Origin of the sequence: Clostridium sp. OM05-9, assembly GCF_003481465.1 — a bacterium.
GTDB classification, from domain to species: domain Bacteria; phylum Bacillota; class Clostridia; order Lachnospirales; family Lachnospiraceae; genus Coprococcus; species Coprococcus ammoniilyticus.
The window spans coordinates 174292-193553 of record NZ_QULF01000003.1 but is presented as its reverse complement, the minus strand read 5'-3'; the positions used below and the strand labels follow the sequence as shown (position 1 = coordinate 193553).

17 protein-coding genes and 1 pseudogene are annotated in these 19262 nt (G+C 43.7%); 2 read left to right on the top strand and 16 right to left on the bottom strand.

What is annotated here, in order from left to right; translation table 11 throughout:
- Positions 1 to 192: 192 nt before the first annotated feature.
- The 4 genes from DXB77_RS06385 to DXB77_RS06370 all read right to left on the bottom strand — a co-directional run bounded on the left by DXB77_RS06385 (position 193) and on the right by DXB77_RS06370 (position 5137).
- Positions 193 to 1845 (bottom strand): galactoside ABC transporter permease, encoded by a 1653-nt coding sequence (locus DXB77_RS06385; protein ID WP_117808611.1) that lies wholly within the window; start codon positions 1843 to 1845, stop codon positions 193 to 195.
- Positions 1846 to 1863: 18 nt separating this feature from the next.
- Positions 1864 to 3372, bottom strand: a complete 1509-nt coding sequence (locus tag DXB77_RS06380; protein WP_008402285.1) for a sugar ABC transporter ATP-binding protein — start codon at positions 3370 to 3372, stop codon at positions 1864 to 1866.
- Positions 3373 to 3466: 94 nt separating this feature from the next.
- Positions 3467 to 4741 carry a substrate-binding domain-containing protein gene (locus tag DXB77_RS06375; protein WP_117808612.1) on the bottom strand — a complete coding sequence of 425 codons (1275 nt, stop codon included), beginning with the start codon at positions 4739 to 4741 and terminating at the stop codon, positions 3467 to 3469.
- 195 nt (positions 4742 to 4936) lie between these two features.
- Positions 4937 to 5137: a Ferredoxin thioredoxin reductase subunit beta gene (locus DXB77_RS06370; RefSeq protein WP_021944545.1), complete on the bottom strand. Its 201-nt coding sequence runs from the start codon at positions 5135 to 5137 to the stop codon at positions 4937 to 4939.
- A gap of 247 nt (positions 5138 to 5384) precedes the next feature.
- Here DXB77_RS06370 and DXB77_RS06365 point away from each other — a divergent pair, with 247 nt between their 5' ends.
- Both DXB77_RS06365 and DXB77_RS13275 read left to right on the top strand, forming a co-directional pair.
- Positions 5385 to 6119, top strand: a complete 735-nt coding sequence (locus tag DXB77_RS06365) for a LytTR family DNA-binding domain-containing protein (RefSeq protein ID WP_118662851.1) — start codon at positions 5385 to 5387, stop codon at positions 6117 to 6119.
- A 15-nt stretch (positions 6120 to 6134) separates the two neighbouring features.
- Positions 6135 to 7409, top strand: a complete 1275-nt coding sequence (locus DXB77_RS13275) for an ATP-binding protein (RefSeq protein WP_243100153.1) — start codon at positions 6135 to 6137, stop codon at positions 7407 to 7409.
- A gap of 130 nt (positions 7410 to 7539) precedes the next feature.
- Here DXB77_RS13275 and DXB77_RS06355 read toward each other — a convergent pair whose 3' ends face one another.
- The 12 genes and pseudogenes from DXB77_RS06355 to DXB77_RS06300 form a co-directional block, all read right to left on the bottom strand.
- Entirely contained in the window at positions 7540 to 8025 is a 486-nt protein-coding gene (locus DXB77_RS06355) for a YaiI/YqxD family protein (protein ID WP_117808614.1), read from the bottom strand.
- A 332-nt stretch (positions 8026 to 8357) separates the two neighbouring features.
- Entirely contained in the window at positions 8358 to 9323 is a 966-nt protein-coding gene (locus DXB77_RS06350) for a carbohydrate kinase (protein WP_117808615.1), read from the bottom strand.
- 21 nt (positions 9324 to 9344) lie between these two features.
- Positions 9345 to 10823: a glycoside hydrolase family 32 protein gene (locus DXB77_RS06345; RefSeq protein ID WP_008402272.1), complete on the bottom strand. Its 1479-nt coding sequence runs from the start codon at positions 10821 to 10823 to the stop codon at positions 9345 to 9347.
- Between the two features lie 21 nt (positions 10824 to 10844).
- Positions 10845 to 11864 (bottom strand): ribose ABC transporter permease, encoded by a 1020-nt coding sequence (gene rbsC, locus DXB77_RS06340; protein ID WP_008402271.1) that lies wholly within the window; start codon positions 11862 to 11864, stop codon positions 10845 to 10847.
- Position 11865: 1 nt separating this feature from the next.
- Entirely contained in the window at positions 11866 to 13365 is a 1500-nt protein-coding gene (locus DXB77_RS06335; protein ID WP_118662850.1) for a sugar ABC transporter ATP-binding protein, read from the bottom strand.
- A 168-nt stretch (positions 13366 to 13533) separates the two neighbouring features.
- On the bottom strand, positions 13534 to 14550 hold the full coding sequence (locus DXB77_RS06330) for a sugar ABC transporter substrate-binding protein (RefSeq protein ID WP_117808616.1): 1017 nt from the start codon (positions 14548 to 14550) through the stop codon (positions 13534 to 13536).
- A 472-nt stretch (positions 14551 to 15022) separates the two neighbouring features.
- A complete protein-coding gene (locus DXB77_RS06325; protein WP_118662849.1) occupies positions 15023 to 17020 on the bottom strand; it encodes a LacI family DNA-binding transcriptional regulator in 1998 nt (665 codons plus the stop codon).
- A gap of 337 nt (positions 17021 to 17357) precedes the next feature.
- Positions 17358 to 17486: pseudogene (locus DXB77_RS06320) on the bottom strand (linear amide C-N hydrolase); the annotation flags it as partial.
- A gap of 32 nt (positions 17487 to 17518) precedes the next feature.
- On the bottom strand, positions 17519 to 17725 hold the full coding sequence (locus tag DXB77_RS13115; protein ID WP_226801024.1) for a GNAT family N-acetyltransferase: 207 nt from the start codon (positions 17723 to 17725) through the stop codon (positions 17519 to 17521).
- A gap of 30 nt (positions 17726 to 17755) precedes the next feature.
- The gene (locus DXB77_RS13270; RefSeq protein WP_226801023.1) at positions 17756 to 18094 is read right to left on the bottom strand and encodes a hypothetical protein; all 339 of its coding nucleotides are present in this window, start codon (positions 18092 to 18094) and stop codon (positions 17756 to 17758) included.
- A 79-nt stretch (positions 18095 to 18173) separates the two neighbouring features.
- A complete protein-coding gene (locus DXB77_RS13265; protein WP_242997342.1) occupies positions 18174 to 18329 on the bottom strand; it encodes a hypothetical protein in 156 nt (51 codons plus the stop codon).
- 550 nt (positions 18330 to 18879) lie between these two features.
- Positions 18880 to 19254: a desulfoferrodoxin family protein gene (locus DXB77_RS06300; RefSeq protein ID WP_118662848.1), complete on the bottom strand. Its 375-nt coding sequence runs from the start codon at positions 19252 to 19254 to the stop codon at positions 18880 to 18882.
- Positions 19255 to 19262 lie beyond the last annotated feature (8 nt).

The window sequence follows — 19262 nt, the reverse complement described above, 5'->3', positions numbered from 1 at the left end:
TTCAGAATGAACCCCAAAATCCCGTTTTACCGTATATATCCCAAATAAAATAGCAGCGTACTCCTGATATTTTAAAAGCCGCCCCGTTCAGTCTGGAGCCTGCATCTGTCAGCCTGACAGAAAGCATATCAAAGACGAACGGAGCGGCTTTTGATTTATATCGTTTTTTTTGTGAGCGATTATTACATTTCCTTACTTCTTCTGTACATACTTGAGACAGTCAAGAGTTACAGCCGCAAGGATGATGATACCTTCGAAAATGAACTGAAGGTTTGTATCAATACCAAGGATTGTCAGTGAGTATGTTAATGATGTGAAGATAAGTACACCAGTTACAACACCGGAGATCTTACCGATACCACCTGTAAATGATACACCACCAACTACACAGGCTGCAATGGCATCCATATCCCAGCCCTGTCCATAAGCAGCACTACCGGAACCTACCATTCTGTTACATTCAAGCCATGAACCGAATCCGTAAAGGATACCTGCAAGGATGAATGCGCCAAGTGTTACTTTGAATACTGAGATACCTGAAACTGCTGCTGCTTCCGGGTTTCCACCTACAGCGTACAGATTCTTACCAAATGTTGTCTTGTTCCAGATGAACCATACAACAATGATTGCTACAATTGCCCAAAGAATAATAGATGGGAAGCTGCCAAATGTAGGGATGAACATGCTAGGGATGGAAGAATCAATCGCACCGAATGATACACCCTTTGTTGCGTATGTTACTAAACCAAAGATAATCAGCATGTTCGCCATGGTCGAGATGAAAGGATGCATCTTGTACTTCGCCATGAAGAAACCTGCGATACTTGCAAATACTGTTGTAAGAATTATACAGGCTACCAGGGCAAGAATTGCTCTAGGAGCGGCCGGAATATTTGAGAAATCAAAGATATGTCCGAATACGCCACCTGTGTTAGGGCCGTTATGCATGATGATAGTTGCTGTAACCATACCCATACCTACCATACGTCCGATGGAAAGGTCAGTACCTGTAAGTAAGATCAGACCGGCAACACCGAGTGCAAGGAACATTCGAGGAGATGCCTGCTGTAAGATATTCAGGATATTGGTAACGGTTAATAACTGTGTATTCTTAACGATTGGTGTGATAATACAAAGTGCAATGAAGATCAGGATGATTACGATATACAGACCGTTCTTATAAAGGAACTGGGATGTATTAAATGTGTATTTGTAATTCTCGATCTTCTGAGCCTGCTTCTGACCAAATGTGTATTTGGACATCCGTAAGAGATCGATCAGATGGAACTTATGTGCAAATGCATCATGCTTTCTGTCCTTAATCTCCTGTAATCTGGATTCATGAGACATCTGTGCATCAAACAATCTGTTCTTATATACATATTTCTCATCTTTGATCTCATCTGCAGCGGACAGCTTGGCAAGTGTCTGTTCGTGCTCTGTCTTGATCGTTGCACGAACCTTCTCATACGCTTCGTTTTCTGCTGCTTTTTCTGCCTCGCAGCTTGCAACTACTTTATCATAGTATTTGCTGTTATAATTCTCGGAAAGGTACTTTTCTGCTTCTGCGATCAACTTGGATACCTTATCCTTGTTTGCTGCTTCCACACTCTTTGCTTTTTCCAGTCCGGCTTTTGCTGCTGCAACTGCTTTTGTTCTCTCATCCTTTGATAAGTTCTTGTCTTCCTTCGCAATTGCGATCTGGTTCTTATAGCTCTGAACCTTGTCAGATCCGTCTACACGGAGTGCATCGATCTGTGACTGTATTTTTCCTACATATTCATCAATCGGCTTTAAAAGCGCTGCTTCTGCATCAGCCGAAAGGATCTTACTTTTATCTGCCATAACCAAAACTCCTCTCTATTACAAATATTTCGCACTAAGTCTTAATAATTCTTCCTGGTTGGTCTCTTTTGTATTTACAATTCCTGCAAGATGACCGTTCGACATAACACCGATACGGTTTGTGATACCAAGGATCTCAGGCATCTCTGAGGATACAACGATGATCGTTTTACCCTGCTTTGCCATGTTGATGATCAGTTCATAGATCTCATACTTGGCTCCTACATCAATACCTCTTGTAGGATCATCCATCATAAATACGTTAGGCGAACGCTCCAGCCATTTACCGAAGATAACCTTCTGCTGGTTACCACCGGAGAGGTTTGCGATCATATCATCCGGTCCCATACATTTTGTATGCATGACCTTGATCTCCTCTGCGGTTGCACGAACCATATCGTCATGGCTAAGTGCGATTCCGCTCTTATAATGGTTCATATTTGCAATTGTTGTATTAAATGTGATATCTGCTTTCAGGAAAAGTCCGTTTGCTTTTCTTTCCTCTGTGATCAGGGCAAAACCATGATCCATGGCATCCTTTGGTGATGAGAAGTTCATCATCTTGCCATTATAAAGTACATTTCCTGCTGCTCTTGTACGCATACCGAATATGGTTTCAAGGAGCTCTGTACGACCTGCACCTACCAGACCATACAGTCCGAAAATCTCACCTTTCTTAACATCAAATGTAATGTTCTGGAGCTTTGGTGCATACTTTGTTGACAGGTTCTGTACGGAGAGAACTGTCTCACCAGGCTCATTGTCTACAGGTGGGAATCTATTGTCAAGAGAACGACCAACCATTGCGGAGATCAGTTCGTTCATGTTTGTATCCTTACTGTCTTTTGTCATTACCAGACTACCATCTCGAAGAACGGATATCTGGTCACAGATCTCGAAGATCTCATCCATTTTATGTGATATATATATCAGGGAAATACCCTGTTCTTTTAACTGTCTCATCATCTTGAACAGCTTTGCAACCTCAGGTGCTGTCAGTGAAGATGTCGGCTCATCAAGTACAATTACTTTTGAGTTGTAAGAAATAGCCTTTGCGATCTCACACATCTGACGCTGCGATACTGACATTTTCTTCATCGGCTGTGTCAGATTTACGGTAATACCGAGCTTTCTGAACAAATCTGAAGCTTCTTTTTTCATCCTGCCCTCATCAATCACACCGAGGGAATTCTTTGGGTAACGTCCCAGGAACAGGTTGTCCACAACGCTTCTTTCAAGACACTGGTTAAGCTCCTGATGAACCATTGCAACTCCGTTTTCAAGGGCATCCTTTGGACCTGAGAAGTTTACTTCTTTACCATCTAATATTATAGTTCCTTCGTCCTTCTGATAGGTTCCGAAGAGACATTTCATCATTGTCGATTTTCCGGCACCGTTCTCACCCATAAGACCCATGATCGAACCCGGTTTCACATTCAGATTGATGTGATCCAGAACCTTGTTTCTACCGAATGATTTGCTCATGCCCTGAATCGATAAGATGTATTTATTCTTATCTTCTGCCATATCTCTACTTCCCTTTCTTAGTAAAAGAAGGGTATCAAATCTTGTATCTGACACCCCTCTGAGTTAAATCATTATTGCCTGCCGATCCGTTATCTTATTTGTTAAGAAGTGTTGTGTATGATGCTGCATTATCTGTCTTAACCATGTTGATCGCAAATGCGTCATATTCGCCCGGGTTACCAAGACGGTTTGTAATGTTAGACTCTGTCTGACCATCACCACCGATGTAATCTACTTTCAGGTTGAGCAGATCATCGTAGTTCTCAAGAAGTGGCTGGTATGTTGAGCTTAAGAAGTTATCTGAAGCGTTGTAAATATCAAGCCATACTTTCTTTGTTGGGCTCTTGCTTGAATCAAGCTGTTTTGAAACCTTGTCATAAACCTTTGTTGAATCTGTGAAATCCTGATAGTTTTCAGCAGTTACTGCTACGTTTAATGCGTAGTATGATCTTTCTTCTTCGCTATATCTGTAATCTTCACCTTCTGTTAAGCAGTTACCGGCTTCATCTGCTGTACCGATACCTGTATCAACGTCTACACCATCAAGTGCGTTACGAAGAACTCTGAGTGTTAAGTAAGCCTGAACATCTGCATGCTGTGAAATTGTTCCGCCGTAACCTTCTGCAATAGCTGCTACTGCATCGCTGTTAGCATCGTATCCAAATGTAGGAACCTTGTTATCCTTTGCCCATGCATTGAACATTGACATTCCCATACCATCGTTATTTGAAACAACTACATCAATCTGATCACCGAATGAAGCTGTCCATGTTCCAATAGCGTTTCCTGCTGTTGCTGCATCCCATGTAGCACCTGCTGAGTTCTTCATTTCCTGTGAAGCAAGCTCACGGATTGTATATGTCTTACCACCTACATCAAGCTTTGCATCCTGAACAACTTTTGCTGATCCGTCTACGTTTGTACCTGCAGGTGTTGAATCAACTGCACCATTTGCATCAACTCCTGTGCCAAGTGCTGAACGAACACCACGAGTACGAGCGATTGAGTCATTGTGTCCGATATCACCGATTGCTAAAACATATCCGATAACGCCATCACCGTTACGGTCGATTGTTGCTGCATTTGCTTTGATATAATCAAGTACCATCTGGCCCTGAAGCTCAGCACCCTGATTAGCATCGAAGCCTACATAATAAGTATCTTTGTTGAAGCTTAATGCTTCCTTATCAAGTTCTCCTGTTGAGCTGTTGGATGGCTGACGGTTGAACCAGCAAAGTGGCTTATCCTTATTTGCAACTCCGCTTGAGCTGCTTCCGCCTGATCCGCCTGATCCGCCTGATCCACATCCTACCATTGATAATGCAAGTGTTGCTGCTGCAACGACAGCTATAATTTTTTTCTTTCTCATATTTCATTCCTCCTGTTTGTACATTTTGTTTATTTTTCGCTCTGTCTCATTGACTAAATTCATTATAATGTGACAAGCAGGAAGAAAGAATAGAATATTTTTGGATTTATTAGCAATTTTTTTGGATTTATTAATATTTTTATGTTTATTTTGACGAACCAGTCTATATGTTCTGATAATAATTCATATATTATTTTACTTTTCTTTGTAATATAACTGACAATGGCAGTATCCCTCAAACTCCGGATCATTGATCTGATCCCGAAATTCTTTACAGATACATTTATTCTCCGGTATCTTTTCAAGCCTGCACGGACAATATCCATCCTTCCTTTTTAGTCCTTCTTTTACAGCTGCAACTATTTCTGTATTATCATTGAATCGTACTTTTCCCATTATTAATCCTCCATTGATCTGAATTCTCTTGATTTTTTCAGTCTATCATGAAGCAGTTCCGCATTCTACAACAGATTTTATTTTTTTGCATCCGCTACATGAATTGTCACTATATGTGCATGAAATGTCAGTCGATTTGATCAGAACTATGCTATAATGAACTCAGGTCAATGAGTACGCCTGTACAAATGACGATCAACGACCGGCTTATCATATATTTGTTAAGCCATGATAAGGAGTAGATTTTTTGATACATATAGCGATTTGTGACGACAGCAAACAGGAACGGCAGATACTGGCAGTGCTTTTCAAACGATATCAGGAGCTTCATGCCACACCGTTTCAGATTCATATATTTCAAAATGGCTTCTCATTACTGGATGCCATCGATCAGGGAAAACGATTTGATATTACGATATTGGACATTTTAATGCCCGGAGAAAACGGAATTGAGATTGCGAGAAATATCAGAGCTTCCGGGACAGATACCGAGATCATCTTCCTGACAAGTTCTCCGGAATATGCGGTAGACAGCTACGAAGTAAAAGCCCAGAACTATCTGTTAAAACCGGTAACCGAAGAAAAATTTTTTGCCTCCATAGATTCCATTCTTGCCGAACTGGATGAGAAAGATACCGCAAGCTTCATCATTTATACGACAGAGAAGCAGTACAGCCGGATCCGGGTATCCTCTCTGGTCTATGGTGAGGTCACACACAGAACCATCACCTTACATCTGGCAGATCAGACCATGATCTCTGCCGTAATGACCTTTACGGAATTTCAGGATATTCTAAAAGCCTATCCGGACTTTATATATCCACACCGTTCTTATGCGGTAAATATGAATTACATTCAATATGTTACGAAAAGCGATATCATCCTGACAGACGGCCAGAAGATTCCGCTTTCCAGAAATAACTACATGAAGATTTCGGAACAGTTTTTAAATTTTGCCTATACGAACTCTTTTGGAAAATAATAAGGAGACAATGATATGAGCTTCCTCTGCGACAGTATTTATTTTATTACCGTATTCCTCTTTGGTTCAGCAGCAAGCGTATGTTTTACCGGTGTTCCTTTTAACCGAAAAAATATACTCTCTCTGTCTGTTTTCTGTGCCCTCGACGGAATACTTCAGATCATTTCTTTCGCAGTCTTCGGACAGGAGATCTCCAGAGGGCTGTATCCGGTCGTTGTACATCTTCCGTTGGTGCTTTTTCTCTGGCTGATATACAAATGCTCATGGATCACTTCAATCGTCAGTGTCTTAACTGCCTATATGTGCTGCCAGATTCCTCTCTGGTGCGGACTGGCCGTTCGCTTATTTTCTGACAATAAGATCATCTATACGATCGTTTATGTCGGATGTGCCTTTGTAACCTTTTATTTCCTATACCACTATGAAGCAAATCTGGCACAGCATTTTATGCCAAAAGCAAATAAATCCGTCTATATTCTTGGCATTCTTCCGCTCTGCTACTATCTTTTCGATTATGCCTCTACGATTTATACCGATATGCTTTATACCAGCAACGAATTTGTAGTTCAGTTCATGCCGTCCATCTGCTGCATTTTCTATTTTGTTTTTATCTTTTATTATTATTATAAACTGGAAGAACAGGAACAGGCAGAACGCCTGGCAGAATCTCTTCATATGCAGCTTACACATGCTGCCATTGATCTGAATCATATGCGCACCATGCAGACACAGGCAGCCTCCTACCGCCATGATATGCGCCATCATTTTACTTATTTGCAGGCACTTGCAAGGACCGGGAATCTGGATAAGATCCGGGACTATATACAAACCGTCCAATCCGACTTAGATGCGATCACTCCAAAACGCTTCTGTTCAAATGAGCTGATCAATCTGCTTCTGTCCGCCTATGATACAAAAGCGGAATCAGAGGGCATCTCCCTGCTGGTTCAGGCTTCTATCCCTGCGGAACTCCCTCTGTCCGACACAAAGCTATGTGCCATTTTGTCAAATGCTCTGGAAAATGCGCTCCATGCATCGATCGATACAAAGGAAAAATTCATACAGGTTCAGCTCGCTGAACGGAATCAGACACTTCTGATCCAGATCAGCAATCCGTTTATCGGAACGGTTTCTTTTCAAAATGGAATGCCTGTCTCCACACAGACAGGACATGGATTCGGAACTAAGAATATTGCCGCAATCGCCGACTCCTATCATGGTCAGTTCCAGTTCTTTGCAAAAGACGAGATCTTCACCGTCAGAGTATTACTGCCACTGGTAGAAACCTGATACTTCTTACTCTGTCCGTCCAAAAAGCTCATATATGATCATATCACGCTATGATCAGCAACCAGCCATCATTCTCAGCTTCATTTTTCCATTTTACAAACAAATATACAATATAGAAATAGCCATGCAACTATTTTCTTTGTTCATCATTTTCCTTCGAACTGCCTTCATTTGCCTTTGCCATCCGTATAAGTTTTTCAAAGGATTGAGCAAAACGTAAATCATCATCTTCTGTACGTTTTCTCGGTCCTTTCATATGATGCTTATGAGAACTTCGCCTTGCTTTCTTGTTAAGATGCCGTTCCATCAGCATCTGGTCAATATTTTCATTTGTATACCACTTACCGGATTGATGAATGGCATATGCCCCTTTACCAAGTGCCATAGCAGCAACGCCATAGTCCTGTGACACTACGATATCCCCTTTATGGCATATGCTGATCAGCTTATAATCTACTGCATCCGCACCGGCACCAACCACTATAACTTCACTGTAATCAGAATACAGCACATGGTTCGTGTCACACAAAAGTGTAGTTGGTATATTATATTTTTCTGCGATCGTCTCAACAATGTCCACTACCGGACACGCATCTGCATCAACAAATATCTGCATTATTATTTCTCCATCTAAATCATTCTTATCAACCTTCACCCACTTAAGAAAAGCCTTATTCGCAATGGCTTTGAAAAAATGTATGAGAGGGTATGTTCTCTGCCGGCAGCTTAGTTGGCAGAACTTCTCATTTTATTTTGTGCTAAATCTTGACACAGGACCAATGATTATTTTTTTGTTCACCAACCACATATTATAGAAAATGGAATTATGAGTCAATGCACTTTTGAATGATTATACTGTCCAAATGTTAGATTGTACAAAAAAGAAGACCGGAAACTCTCCGGTCTTCAGGGTTAAGGGAAAATTTTATGTGAAAAATTGTAGTACACTTACTTTACTGCGAGTCTCTCAAATGTCTCGCTCTCTTCAGGAATCGATCTGAGTCCTCCGCGCTTCTCGACACACAGGCTCGCCACCGCATTTCCATATCTTGCAAATTCTTCAAGCTCGTCTATACTGAATTCCTCCAGGCTCTTGTCCGCCCTTATAAGCTGCGATACAAATGCCCCCCAGAACGAATCTCCAGCTCCGGTTGTGTCGACCACATGGCTGACAAATCCAGGAACTTTTCTGCTGCCATCCCTGCTGCATATCAGCACACCCTCACTTCCCAGGGTGACCGCAACAAGTCTGACGCCTGTTCCAAGGAGATACTCCGCAGCCTCCTTCGGATCTTCAAATGGTGTGAGGAGTGCCGTCTCCTCATCCGAAAGCTTCATTATATCTACAAACGGGAGAATACTCTTCATTCTCTCCATCGCATTTTCTCTGTTGTCCCACAGCGGCTCTCTGTAATTTGGATCATAGGATATCACCGCTCCGTATTTTCTCGCCTCTCTCACCGCCTGGAATGTGGTGGTTCTGGCCGGTTCATCCGTGAGAGACAGCGAACCTATATGGAACACCTTTGTGTCTCTTAGCAGGTCGGCATCCACTTCCTTGTAACAGAGCATTGTGTCCGCTCCCGGCTTTCTGGCAAATGAGAATTCACGCTCTCCGTTCTCATCCAGAGTGACAAATGCCAAAGTGGTAAATACCGTGTCATCGACAACTATACCTCTGGTATCTATCCCTGCCTGCTTTGCCGTCTCAATAAGGAAATTGCCATGCATGTCATCCCCGACCTTTCCTATAAACGCGGTCTTAAGTCCGGCCTTGCTGACTGCCGTGAGCATATTTACCGGAGCGCCTCCGGGATTCTGCTCGAAGAGCTTCATCCCGGAATCAGTGCTTCCGGCAGGGGTAAAGTCTATCAGGAATTCACCAAGAGCCACAACATCATATTTCTTTTCCATGTTGGATCCTCCTTGTGAATTTTACTTTCCTGTGATCTCTATGTCATAGAATTCTACTCTTGCATCCTGTGCCAGAAGTCCTGTCTCAAACTCAGGCTTTGCATATATCCTGTATGTAAATGCCACCTGTTCTCCGACAAATACCTCCACCATATCATGGTCAACGATGATCTTCACATCTATCTCGCTGCCCTCTGTTATGTCAAATGTCTTCTCGCACACTCTGACTCCATCAGGGCCCGGCTCCGTTGCAGGAGGCACAGCCTGACAGGACTGAACCCAGAACGGGTCAACTCCCATAGGAAGATTTACCAATGACACTCTCTGCATGGCCACATCGAACTCAAGGAGAAGGCATCCGCTTGCTTCCTTGTCTGACTTGAGCAGTATACCGAAATGGTCATACACCTCTCTAGGCATGATCTTGCACTTCAGCATGTAGCTCTCCTCGTTGTGTCCAAGGAATCCGTATGTACATGTGCTTACTGAATCCATCTCAACCAGTCTGTCTCCGTGAAGCTCTGCATTTCCAAGTACAGGGATGTAATCCCATGCCACAGGCTTCTCAAATACATGCTCATATTCCTTTGGAAGCTTTACGTCAAGTCCTCCATCCGCTGTGGCAACTACCTCGTGCGGCACGCAGAATGTTCCGCCCCAGTACCATTCACCTCTGTCGCTTCTGTCTGCTCTGTCGTGAGCCCAACCGAAGTAGAAGCGTCTGCCGTCATCATCCTGCATGGACTTGGCTGCGTAGAATCTTCTTCCGCCTATGCCATCCTTCTTTGGCTTTCTCCATGGGCCAAATGGTGACTTTGCAACTCTGTATATTGTATTTACATATTCTGAGAATCTTGAGTATGAGAGATACCAATTGTCTCCCATCTTGTACATCTCAGGGCACTCAGGACAGTTGGTGTGTCCCGGTGAATATATCGGTCCGTAATATTCCCAGTTGACCAGATCCTTTGATCTGTAGAGAACTATACATCCTCTTCTGGTTATCGGCATATCCAACCTTCTCGCTGATATGAGGATCCAGTAACATTTGTCCTCCTCATTGTAGAATACATATGGATCTCTCCAGTCAAGCTTCTCGTAAAGCTCTATCATAGGTGTGATGACCGGATTGGCTGCATCCTTCACCCACGTGATTCCATCGTCACTTGTAGCGTGGCATATGGTCTGCTGATACTCTGCGGTGAGGCAGTAGCCTGTATAGAATGCATGGTATTTGCCCTCGCCGTATATGACTGATCCAGTCCATACTCCTGATGCATCCGGCTCGTCGCCCTCGCCCGGATAGAGCGCTGTAGGAAGCTCCTCCCAGTGCACCAGATCATCTGATACACTGTGGCTCCATGTTGTTCTGAGTCTTGCCGGGTACACTGTTGTTCCCGGAGGGGAAGTCAGTGAGAATATATGATATTTGCCCTCGTGGTAGAAAGGTATTGCATCTCCCGTGGAATCCGCGAAGGACATCTTTCTAAAAATCTCCATATTATCATTCCTCTCTTTCTACTAGTTTGCTGCAAGTTTCTTCTTTTTGAGGAGCTCAAGCTTGCCCTTCTGTCCATCAAGGAGTACCGCACATGCGATGATGAGACCCTTGATGATGAGCTGCCAGTATGATGACACTCCGATAAGGTTAAGACCATTTGAGATGATTCCGATGACCATGGCACCAAATACTGTTCCACTGATCCTTCCTTTACCACCTGTCATAGAGGTTCCGCCAAGTACACAGGCTGCGATGGCATCAAGCTCGTATCCGCTTCCAACTGAAGGCTGGCCTGAGTACATTCTTGAACAGAGTACAAGTCCTGCGAATGCTGAGAGAAGTCCTGATATTGTAAACACTATGATCTCTATCTTCTTGATAGGTACACCTGAAAGTCTTGCGGCCTCGCGGTTACCACCTATCGCGTATACGTATGTTCCGAACTTTGTCTTACTGAGGATGAAGCTGAACAGTATGATGAGAACTACCATGTACACTACCGGAAGTGGGATCACATTGAACAGATATCCTGTACCGATCTCGATGAAGAGCTTGTTTGTGATACGTGTTGACTGTCCACCTGTGTAGACATAAGCTATACCACTTGCTATGTTCATCATGGCCATTGTGATGATGAATGCAGGCACCTTGAAATTGGCTACTATGAAACCACTTACAAAGCCAGCCGCTGTGCCGACCAGAAGGCCTGCTGCTATTGCTACGCCGAGAGGAAGTCCCTGATTAACTATAAAACCTACGGTCAGAGTTCCCGACATAGCTACTATCGATCCAACTGACAGGTCAATGTGACCAAGTATGATTATGAGTGTCATTCCAAGTGCTATGTATGTGTTGATCGATATCTGTCTAAGCACTGATATGATGTTGTTGGTCGTTAAAAACTTGTCTGTGGCAAGTGCTACGGCCACACACATGATTATCAGAACCACTATGATTCCTATGTTGCCCTTGACTATGGATGTCAGGGGATTGTTTTTTAATATAGAAGTTGCTTTTGAATTCTTCTTTGTCTCGCCCATATTATTCGATACCTCCTGCAGCGTATTTCATTATCTCTTCCTGTGAGAGCTCGTCCTTTGACAGCTTCTTCACGAGTTTTCCGGCTCTGACCACACATACGTTGTCGCACATGTTGATGATCTCAGGAAGCTCACTGGATACCATGATTATCGCTATGCCTTCCTTTGCCAGTTCATTGATTACTGTGTATATCTCAAATTTTGCATTTACATCAACGCCTCTGGTCGGCTCATCCAGAATGAGCACATCCGGCTTGGTTGCAAGCCATTTGCCCAGAACTACCTTCTGCTGATTTCCACCTGACAGGCTGCCCGCCTCGATCTCAGGTGACGCCGCCTTGATCCGCAACCGCTTTGAATAATGGTCTATGACCTCACCGCGCTTTTTCTCGCTTATGGCGATTCCATTCATATAGAATCTGAGGGATGAGAGTGTAAGGTTGAACGCCACGCTGTTGCCGAGCACCAGTCCCTGCTTCTTTCTGTCCTCAGGAACCAGGGCTACGCCTGACTTAATCGCCTGCATCGGATTCTTGAAGTGTACCAGCTTTCCGCCGAGTATCACCTCGCCTGATGTAGGCTGTGTGGCACCAAATACCGCCTCCATGATCTCGCTTCGTCCGGCACCGACCAGACCTGAGAATCCCAGGATCTCACCCTTGTGTACCGAAAAACTTATATCTTCAAAGACATCTGTCTGCGAAAGGTTCTTTACCTCCAGAGCAACCTCTGCCTTGTCCATGTCACAGTAATCCCTGGCATAGAAGCTCTCCAGATCTCTTCCTACCATCATCGCAACCAGCTCATTCGGGTTGGTCTCAGATGTCTTTTTTGTTCCTACGTATGCACCATCCCTGATGACGGTAACTCTATCAGATATCCTGAAGAGCTCCTCCATTCTGTGGGAGATGTAGATTATACTTACCTGTTTCTTTCTGAGATTCTCAATGATCTCAAATAACTGCTCCACCTCTTCATTTGAGAGTGATGAGGTAGGCTCATCCATAACTATGATCTTACCGTTGAATGAGACCGCCTTGACGATCTCCACCATCTGCTGCTGTGCGATGGTCAGATTCTCTACTATCGTGTCTGCTTTTATATTCACACCGAGGGACGATATCATCTCCTCTGCTCTTCTGTTCATCTCTGCAAAGTCCAGCGTTCCAAGCTTTGTCCTTATCTCTCTGCCGAGAAACAGATTCTGTGCCACCGAAAGATATGGAACAAGTACGATTTCCTGATGTATTATTCCTATACCATTTTCTCTGGCAGCCGGAACTCCGTTGATCTTGACCTCCTTGCCATTTACCTTGATGATTCCGCTGTCGGGCTGGTAAATTCCGCCGAGGACCTTGATCAGTGTGGACTTTCCTGCACCATTCTCGCCAAGCAGTGCATGTACCTCTCCCAACTCAAGGGAAAAGTCGATGCCACTTAAAGCATATATTCCGGAGAAGCTTTTCTTTATCCCTATCATTTCCAGAACTGTCTGTCCCATATTAAACCTCCAAGTTTCTAAAATAGATCTTTTGTTATCCTGCTTTTTCGGGATCTCGGCCGGAGATCTAAGATCCCCGGTCTCTCCCGTGTTATATACACCTATGTTGTGTCATGTATGTCCAGCCGGGGGCAGCCCCGTGCTGTTACTGCCGGCTTCGATCCGGCCTTACTGCCAATCGTTAACTGTCTGCTCAGCCTCATCCTTGAGTACGAGGTGTGAGTCAAGATATACCTTCTTCTCGTCGATCGTTGTATCTCCGCCCACATACTTCTGTGCTGCGTTGAATGCGTACTCAGCAATCTGTACAGGAACCTGACATGCAACTGCTGTGAACTCGCCGTCGAGGAGTGCCTGCTTGCCATCTGGTGAAGCATCGATACTGTATACACCAATCTGGCCTGTCTTGTTGGCTGCCTTAACTGCTGCTGCAGCGCCAAGTGCTGAAGGATCATTGATACAGAAGAATGCCTGAAGATCTGTGTTTGCTGTGATGATATCCTCTGCAAGGCTCATTGATGCATCAAGTGCTGCCTCGCCATCCTGCTGTGCTACGATGTTGAACTTATCCTTGTTATCACCGAGTCCGTCAAGGAAACCATTTACACGGTCTACACAACTCTCATTTGATGGGAAGTCAAGGATCGCAATGTCTGCTCCGTCCGGATAATCCTTAGCCATCTGCTCACCGACAAGCTGTCCTGCCATGTAAGCATTTGTTCCAACGAACTGTGTTACGAAGTTCTCTATGTCATCCTCGATAACTGCTGTATCTACATTGAAGATTGGGATTCCTGCATCCTTGATCTCTGCAAGACCTGATGTGATACCTGCTGAATCAACCGGGATGATGAACACTGCGTCGTATCCACTATTTGCCACGTCTGATAACTGGCTGAGCTGTGTGTTCAGATCGTAGTCAGGATCAAGACATGTATATGATATTCCGTTCGCATCGCAGAGCTCCTTGAGCTTGGCATCAATTGAACTCTGGAATGTATTGTTGAGTGTGTTTGTACAAAATGCAAATGACAGGTCAGATGACTTTGTGCTCTCCTGCTTTGTACCTGAATCAGATGAACCGCTGCCCGAAGCGTTTCCTGATCCTGATCCACAACCTGCCAGTAAACTGAGTGACATGCACAGGCATGCTCCAACTGCTAATAACTTTTTAAATTTTCTCATAATTTTTACCTCCACTATCATGTGTTTTCTTTGCTAACTCGTTGTCGAAAAACTGTTCTTAACCGGTTTATTTACGTAAATTTTAAACTGTTTTTCGTCCCTTGCATGTTTTGATGATATAACCTTTGTCGGTTATTGTCAATATCAAGTGTTTTATTTATTATTTATTCATCATTTTGCACAAATAAGGCTCTATTGTATTATAGGGTTCGCGGATCTTTTATCATTTTTTACGTAAATATTTTGCCAGATGTCATACTTATGGGATTTGTAGTGTATGATTGACACCCGTTACTTGTCACCTTGTCTCTTGTGTATAAACGCAAAAAATCCGCCAGAAAGATACAATTTTCTCTCTAACGGATTCTTTTTTAGATAAAAAGATACAGTTTCTAACTCTGTCCGACACAGACTAACTAAAGCTGCCATATCACCTCAATCTGTCCGGCACGGACTAACTAAAGATGTCATATCACCTCAATCTGTCCGGCATGGACTCATGAAAGATTTCCTTCCATGCAAGCCTGAGCTGTTTTGGCTCAACCTGATACGGCTGAACTCCCACATACTTTGGAAGCTGTTCTTCACTTACCAGGGACTTGGCAACAACTGCCGCGGCCGCTCTTCCCTGCTCGTATGGCCTCTGCGTGCTGAGTCCCTTGACGATTCCTTCCTCCATGCACCTGGCAATTCCATGATCAAGGTCCGTGGTGAACACCGCCACATCCTCCCTGCCAAGCTCCTTGAGTGCCTTTATAACCAGAAGTGCCGGGCGATCCCAGCTCACATACATTGCCTCAATTTCAGGATTGGCAGTTATCACGTCCCGGGCTACCTGATATGCATTGGATATCTCTCCAAAACTCCTAATCGTAACTATGTCAATATCAGGATAACTGTCCTTGATTATCCTCTCAGCGGCGTTATCCCTGACTCTTGTTCCATAGAATGCCGCACCATGAATAATGAAACCTGCCTTTTTTTTCTTGTTCTCCTTGCAGTATTCCCCCAGCATTCTTCCCGTGTTCGTTCCATTCTCCGACTCATTTACTGATACACAGGACACATAGCTGTTCTTGGACATGCCATCCGGAACATTGCTTATGAACACCAGCTTTGACACTTTGGAAAGTTCCTGAAACTTCTCTCTGGTACGGCTGTCATCCGCCGGAATAGCTATAACTGCGTCCGGCTTCTGAAGTCTTATTCCATCAAGCTGCGCATTCTGCAGTTCCGAGTCAAAGTGTGCATCCATAACCGACACCACATCTATCCCGAACTGCTCAAGCTCCTCACGGATACCCTTCTCATGAAGCTCAGCCCATGACGTACCTGTGTAATGGAATGATATGGCAACTCTGAAATGTCCTGCCTTCAGCCTCTGTTTTTCCTCCTTCGTCAGCACCACGGAATCAGGGGCAGCTGCCTTATCTCCAAATGGTCCATTATCCAGCATCTTGGTGGATTTCCTGACAACCAGTTCCACATCGGCATAGCAGTCATGGGATATGACCGCACCTGTGTTGATTTTCTCAAAAAGCATTCCAACTGCCTTGGTGCTTAACCCCTTCACATCTCTTCTGATTATGGTAAGCGGAGGATATGTAAGTTCTGACCAGCTCTCATCACCAAACCCAACCACAGATATCTCTCCCGGACAGTCGATCCCCATATCTCTCAGTGTCTTCATGAGGTAGAGCGTTATTCTGTTGCCCCCCGCAAGAACTGCGGTCGGCCTGTATCTGCGGAGCGCCTTCTGGATGACGAGCATACAGTCATCCTCGCCATTTTCCAGTGTTACATCCACTATATTCGCATCGTTTGTATTTATATTGTATTTCTGCAGAGCACTCAGGAAACCTTTTGTTCTCTCATCCCTGGTGGTACTGTCCGTACTCTCTCTGAAAAACAAAACATTCTTGTGTCCACTCGCGAGCAGATAATCTGCGCCCTTAAATATAGCCTCCCTGTCTCGGAACTCAACTGAGTCTATCCCTGATCCAAGTATATTTCTCTCCACGCAGACAAATGGAACGCCTGACTGTATAAGCTTTGTGTAGTTGGCTGCCACATCGCTCACCGGCGCATGTATGATACCGGCAACCTTCTTGTTGACCAGAAGTCCGGCAAGCACCTGTGTCTCCTCCTTAAGATCATTGTCTGTTATCGCCACAAGGAACTGATATCCCTGTACACTGACAAGCTGCTTCACATAAGCTACCATATCTCTGTATATCGTACTTTCAATGTTCGGAATGACTGCAACGATCGTAGACTCTCGGCCAACCAGCAGTTTTCTCTCCTTATCTGCTATCTTATTCTGATATCCCGTCTCTACAATAATCTTCTCTATCTTATCCACAAGCTCAGGTCTTACATACCTTGTCCTGTTGATAACATGGGAAACTGTAGCTATGGACACCCCTGCCATATCCGCAATCTCTTTTATTGTAACCTTTGACTTGCCCATATCTCGTCCTTTCTCCCTTATCACAGATATAACTCTGGCTTCCGTACATTGCCACTGGCAACGTCCTTTTCCAATATTATAATCTACTTTTCTATGTTTGTGCAACCACTGTCATCATCCAGACTACTGGCTCTGCGATGTCTACTGGCACCATGCAGTTGCCGGCTCCACCATTACATAAAACAGCACAAATTTTTCACAAAATGCAGAAAAAAAGATAAAAACGCCAAGTTATTTCCTGGTATTTCCCGGGTCCCGGGGGCAGCAGATACTTAATTCTGCCAGTTGATGTTCTCCCCCTGCAGCAACGGATATCTGGCAAGTTCTGTGCCGTCCTGCCCATATATCTGAATTCAAACGGATAATTTCTCGGAGTCACGGTGATCTCATCGCCGTACGAGAATTCATAATCCAGCGTTCTTCCAAAATAGAAATCCTTTGTCTTATATGTCGCCGCTGTACACATATTTTGTCTCCTTTCCAATCTCCTCAGATAATTTATATCATCAGTTCAAAGCCATAACAGCTCTTTTCAAATCCATAGTGTTCGTAGAAGCCATGTGCCCCTGTCCGCGGAAGACCGGAATCAAGGGTGACGGCCTTGCACCCCCTCCGCTTTGCAAGCTCCTTTGCATGATCAACTAAATTACAACCAATGCTTACATTATAAAATATCAAAGTGATTATTAACAGACCGCCACCCATAAATTTATTATAAAATATCCCGGAAAATACTTAGGCAAAGCTCTGGACAGCGGTCACAATGACCACAACTATTTTGAAATTGCGCACATCGTCCATATTTATCTCACCATTATTTACAAAGTCAGCCGACATGACCTCCTTGCCCTTATCATCGTAAAGTACAAGTGTCTTGGTCATTTTCTTCTGCTCCTCAAGTACCTGTTCGGAAGCCATCTTCAGTAATGCTGCCATCTGGTCTATGCTTTTCACTTCACAGAATGCAGTATGCGTGATGGAACCATCCGCTCTCGTTACTTCTTTCATATCCATTGGAATATGACTTTTCTTACAGGTTTTCTCCAAAAGCTCCGCTGTTCGCTCATCATTCACATCAATATGCGTGACATCTTTGCCCTATCGGTTGAATCCCTTTAATGAGCCATGCGTTTCCTTATAATTCGACATTACCTTATCGACAACCTTGCCGCTTCTGTTTCTCGCTCATACCTGGATTCTGCTGTTCAGACCGCTTACACGCATCCGCAATGGCAGTAATCAGATCTACGCTGACAGTCACAATCGCCTTTCCTGTCTGGAACGACTCCTGCGTCAATTCATCGACCATTGTTCTGTCCTCCTGTTATATATTTTCCTGCTGCTTCTGTCTGTGGGTGCTCTCACCCATAAGATACACATTTTAATGCACATCTCGTGTTCCTCCTTGATTTCCTCTATCTGAACTTCTGGACAAAATGTCCTAAAGTTACATTCATATCCATTGCCCAACGGGCACAAAAAAAGAGCATCTATGTTTCAATCACATAAATGCTCTAACGCTGTTGTTTATAATAATATGTAATATCGGTTGAAACTGCATTACTACTAGCTAGTATACCATAAACATACTGTTTTAGTAAGAAATGTCCTATTTCATCCATGTATGCATATTGTCAAGTGTATGTGTCATATTTTATATTCAAAATAAAAAAAGCTGCTACTCTCTAAAAAATAACAGCCTTTCTTACTATATCAGCCTTTTGGAATTTGACCATCGACATACAGAATGTGATTAACTAACCGCTATGTGAGATATTTTAAAGTTCCCATAATCTGTTCATCTTGATCTTCTACCTCATCATTGTGTTGTTCTGTAACCTTAATATGTATAAATGCTTTTAGCATTTCCATAATCCATGCAGGTTACAATATGCATATACTTCTTCTACCTGTTCACCATCGCAAAGACAAAAATCTGCTGCCGGCTCCTGCCCTGGATTTAACTGTTTTCTATATATTCCCTGGTTTGTATTTAATGTAATCCACTCAATGAAATGCTCTTCAAGCATTGGATGTTTTGTCTCCCCGACCACGACATGAACATGACTGCCTTCTATCGTATATACAGGTACATGCTTCTCGACAGCAGCATCTGTCACTCCGGCTTTTAATTCCTGCATAGATTCTCCGCAACAAATTACAGGTACACCCTTATCCTTTACCTTTTCAACAATGTTTCCACAATGCTTACAAATATAATACCTTACTTCCATGACTTTTT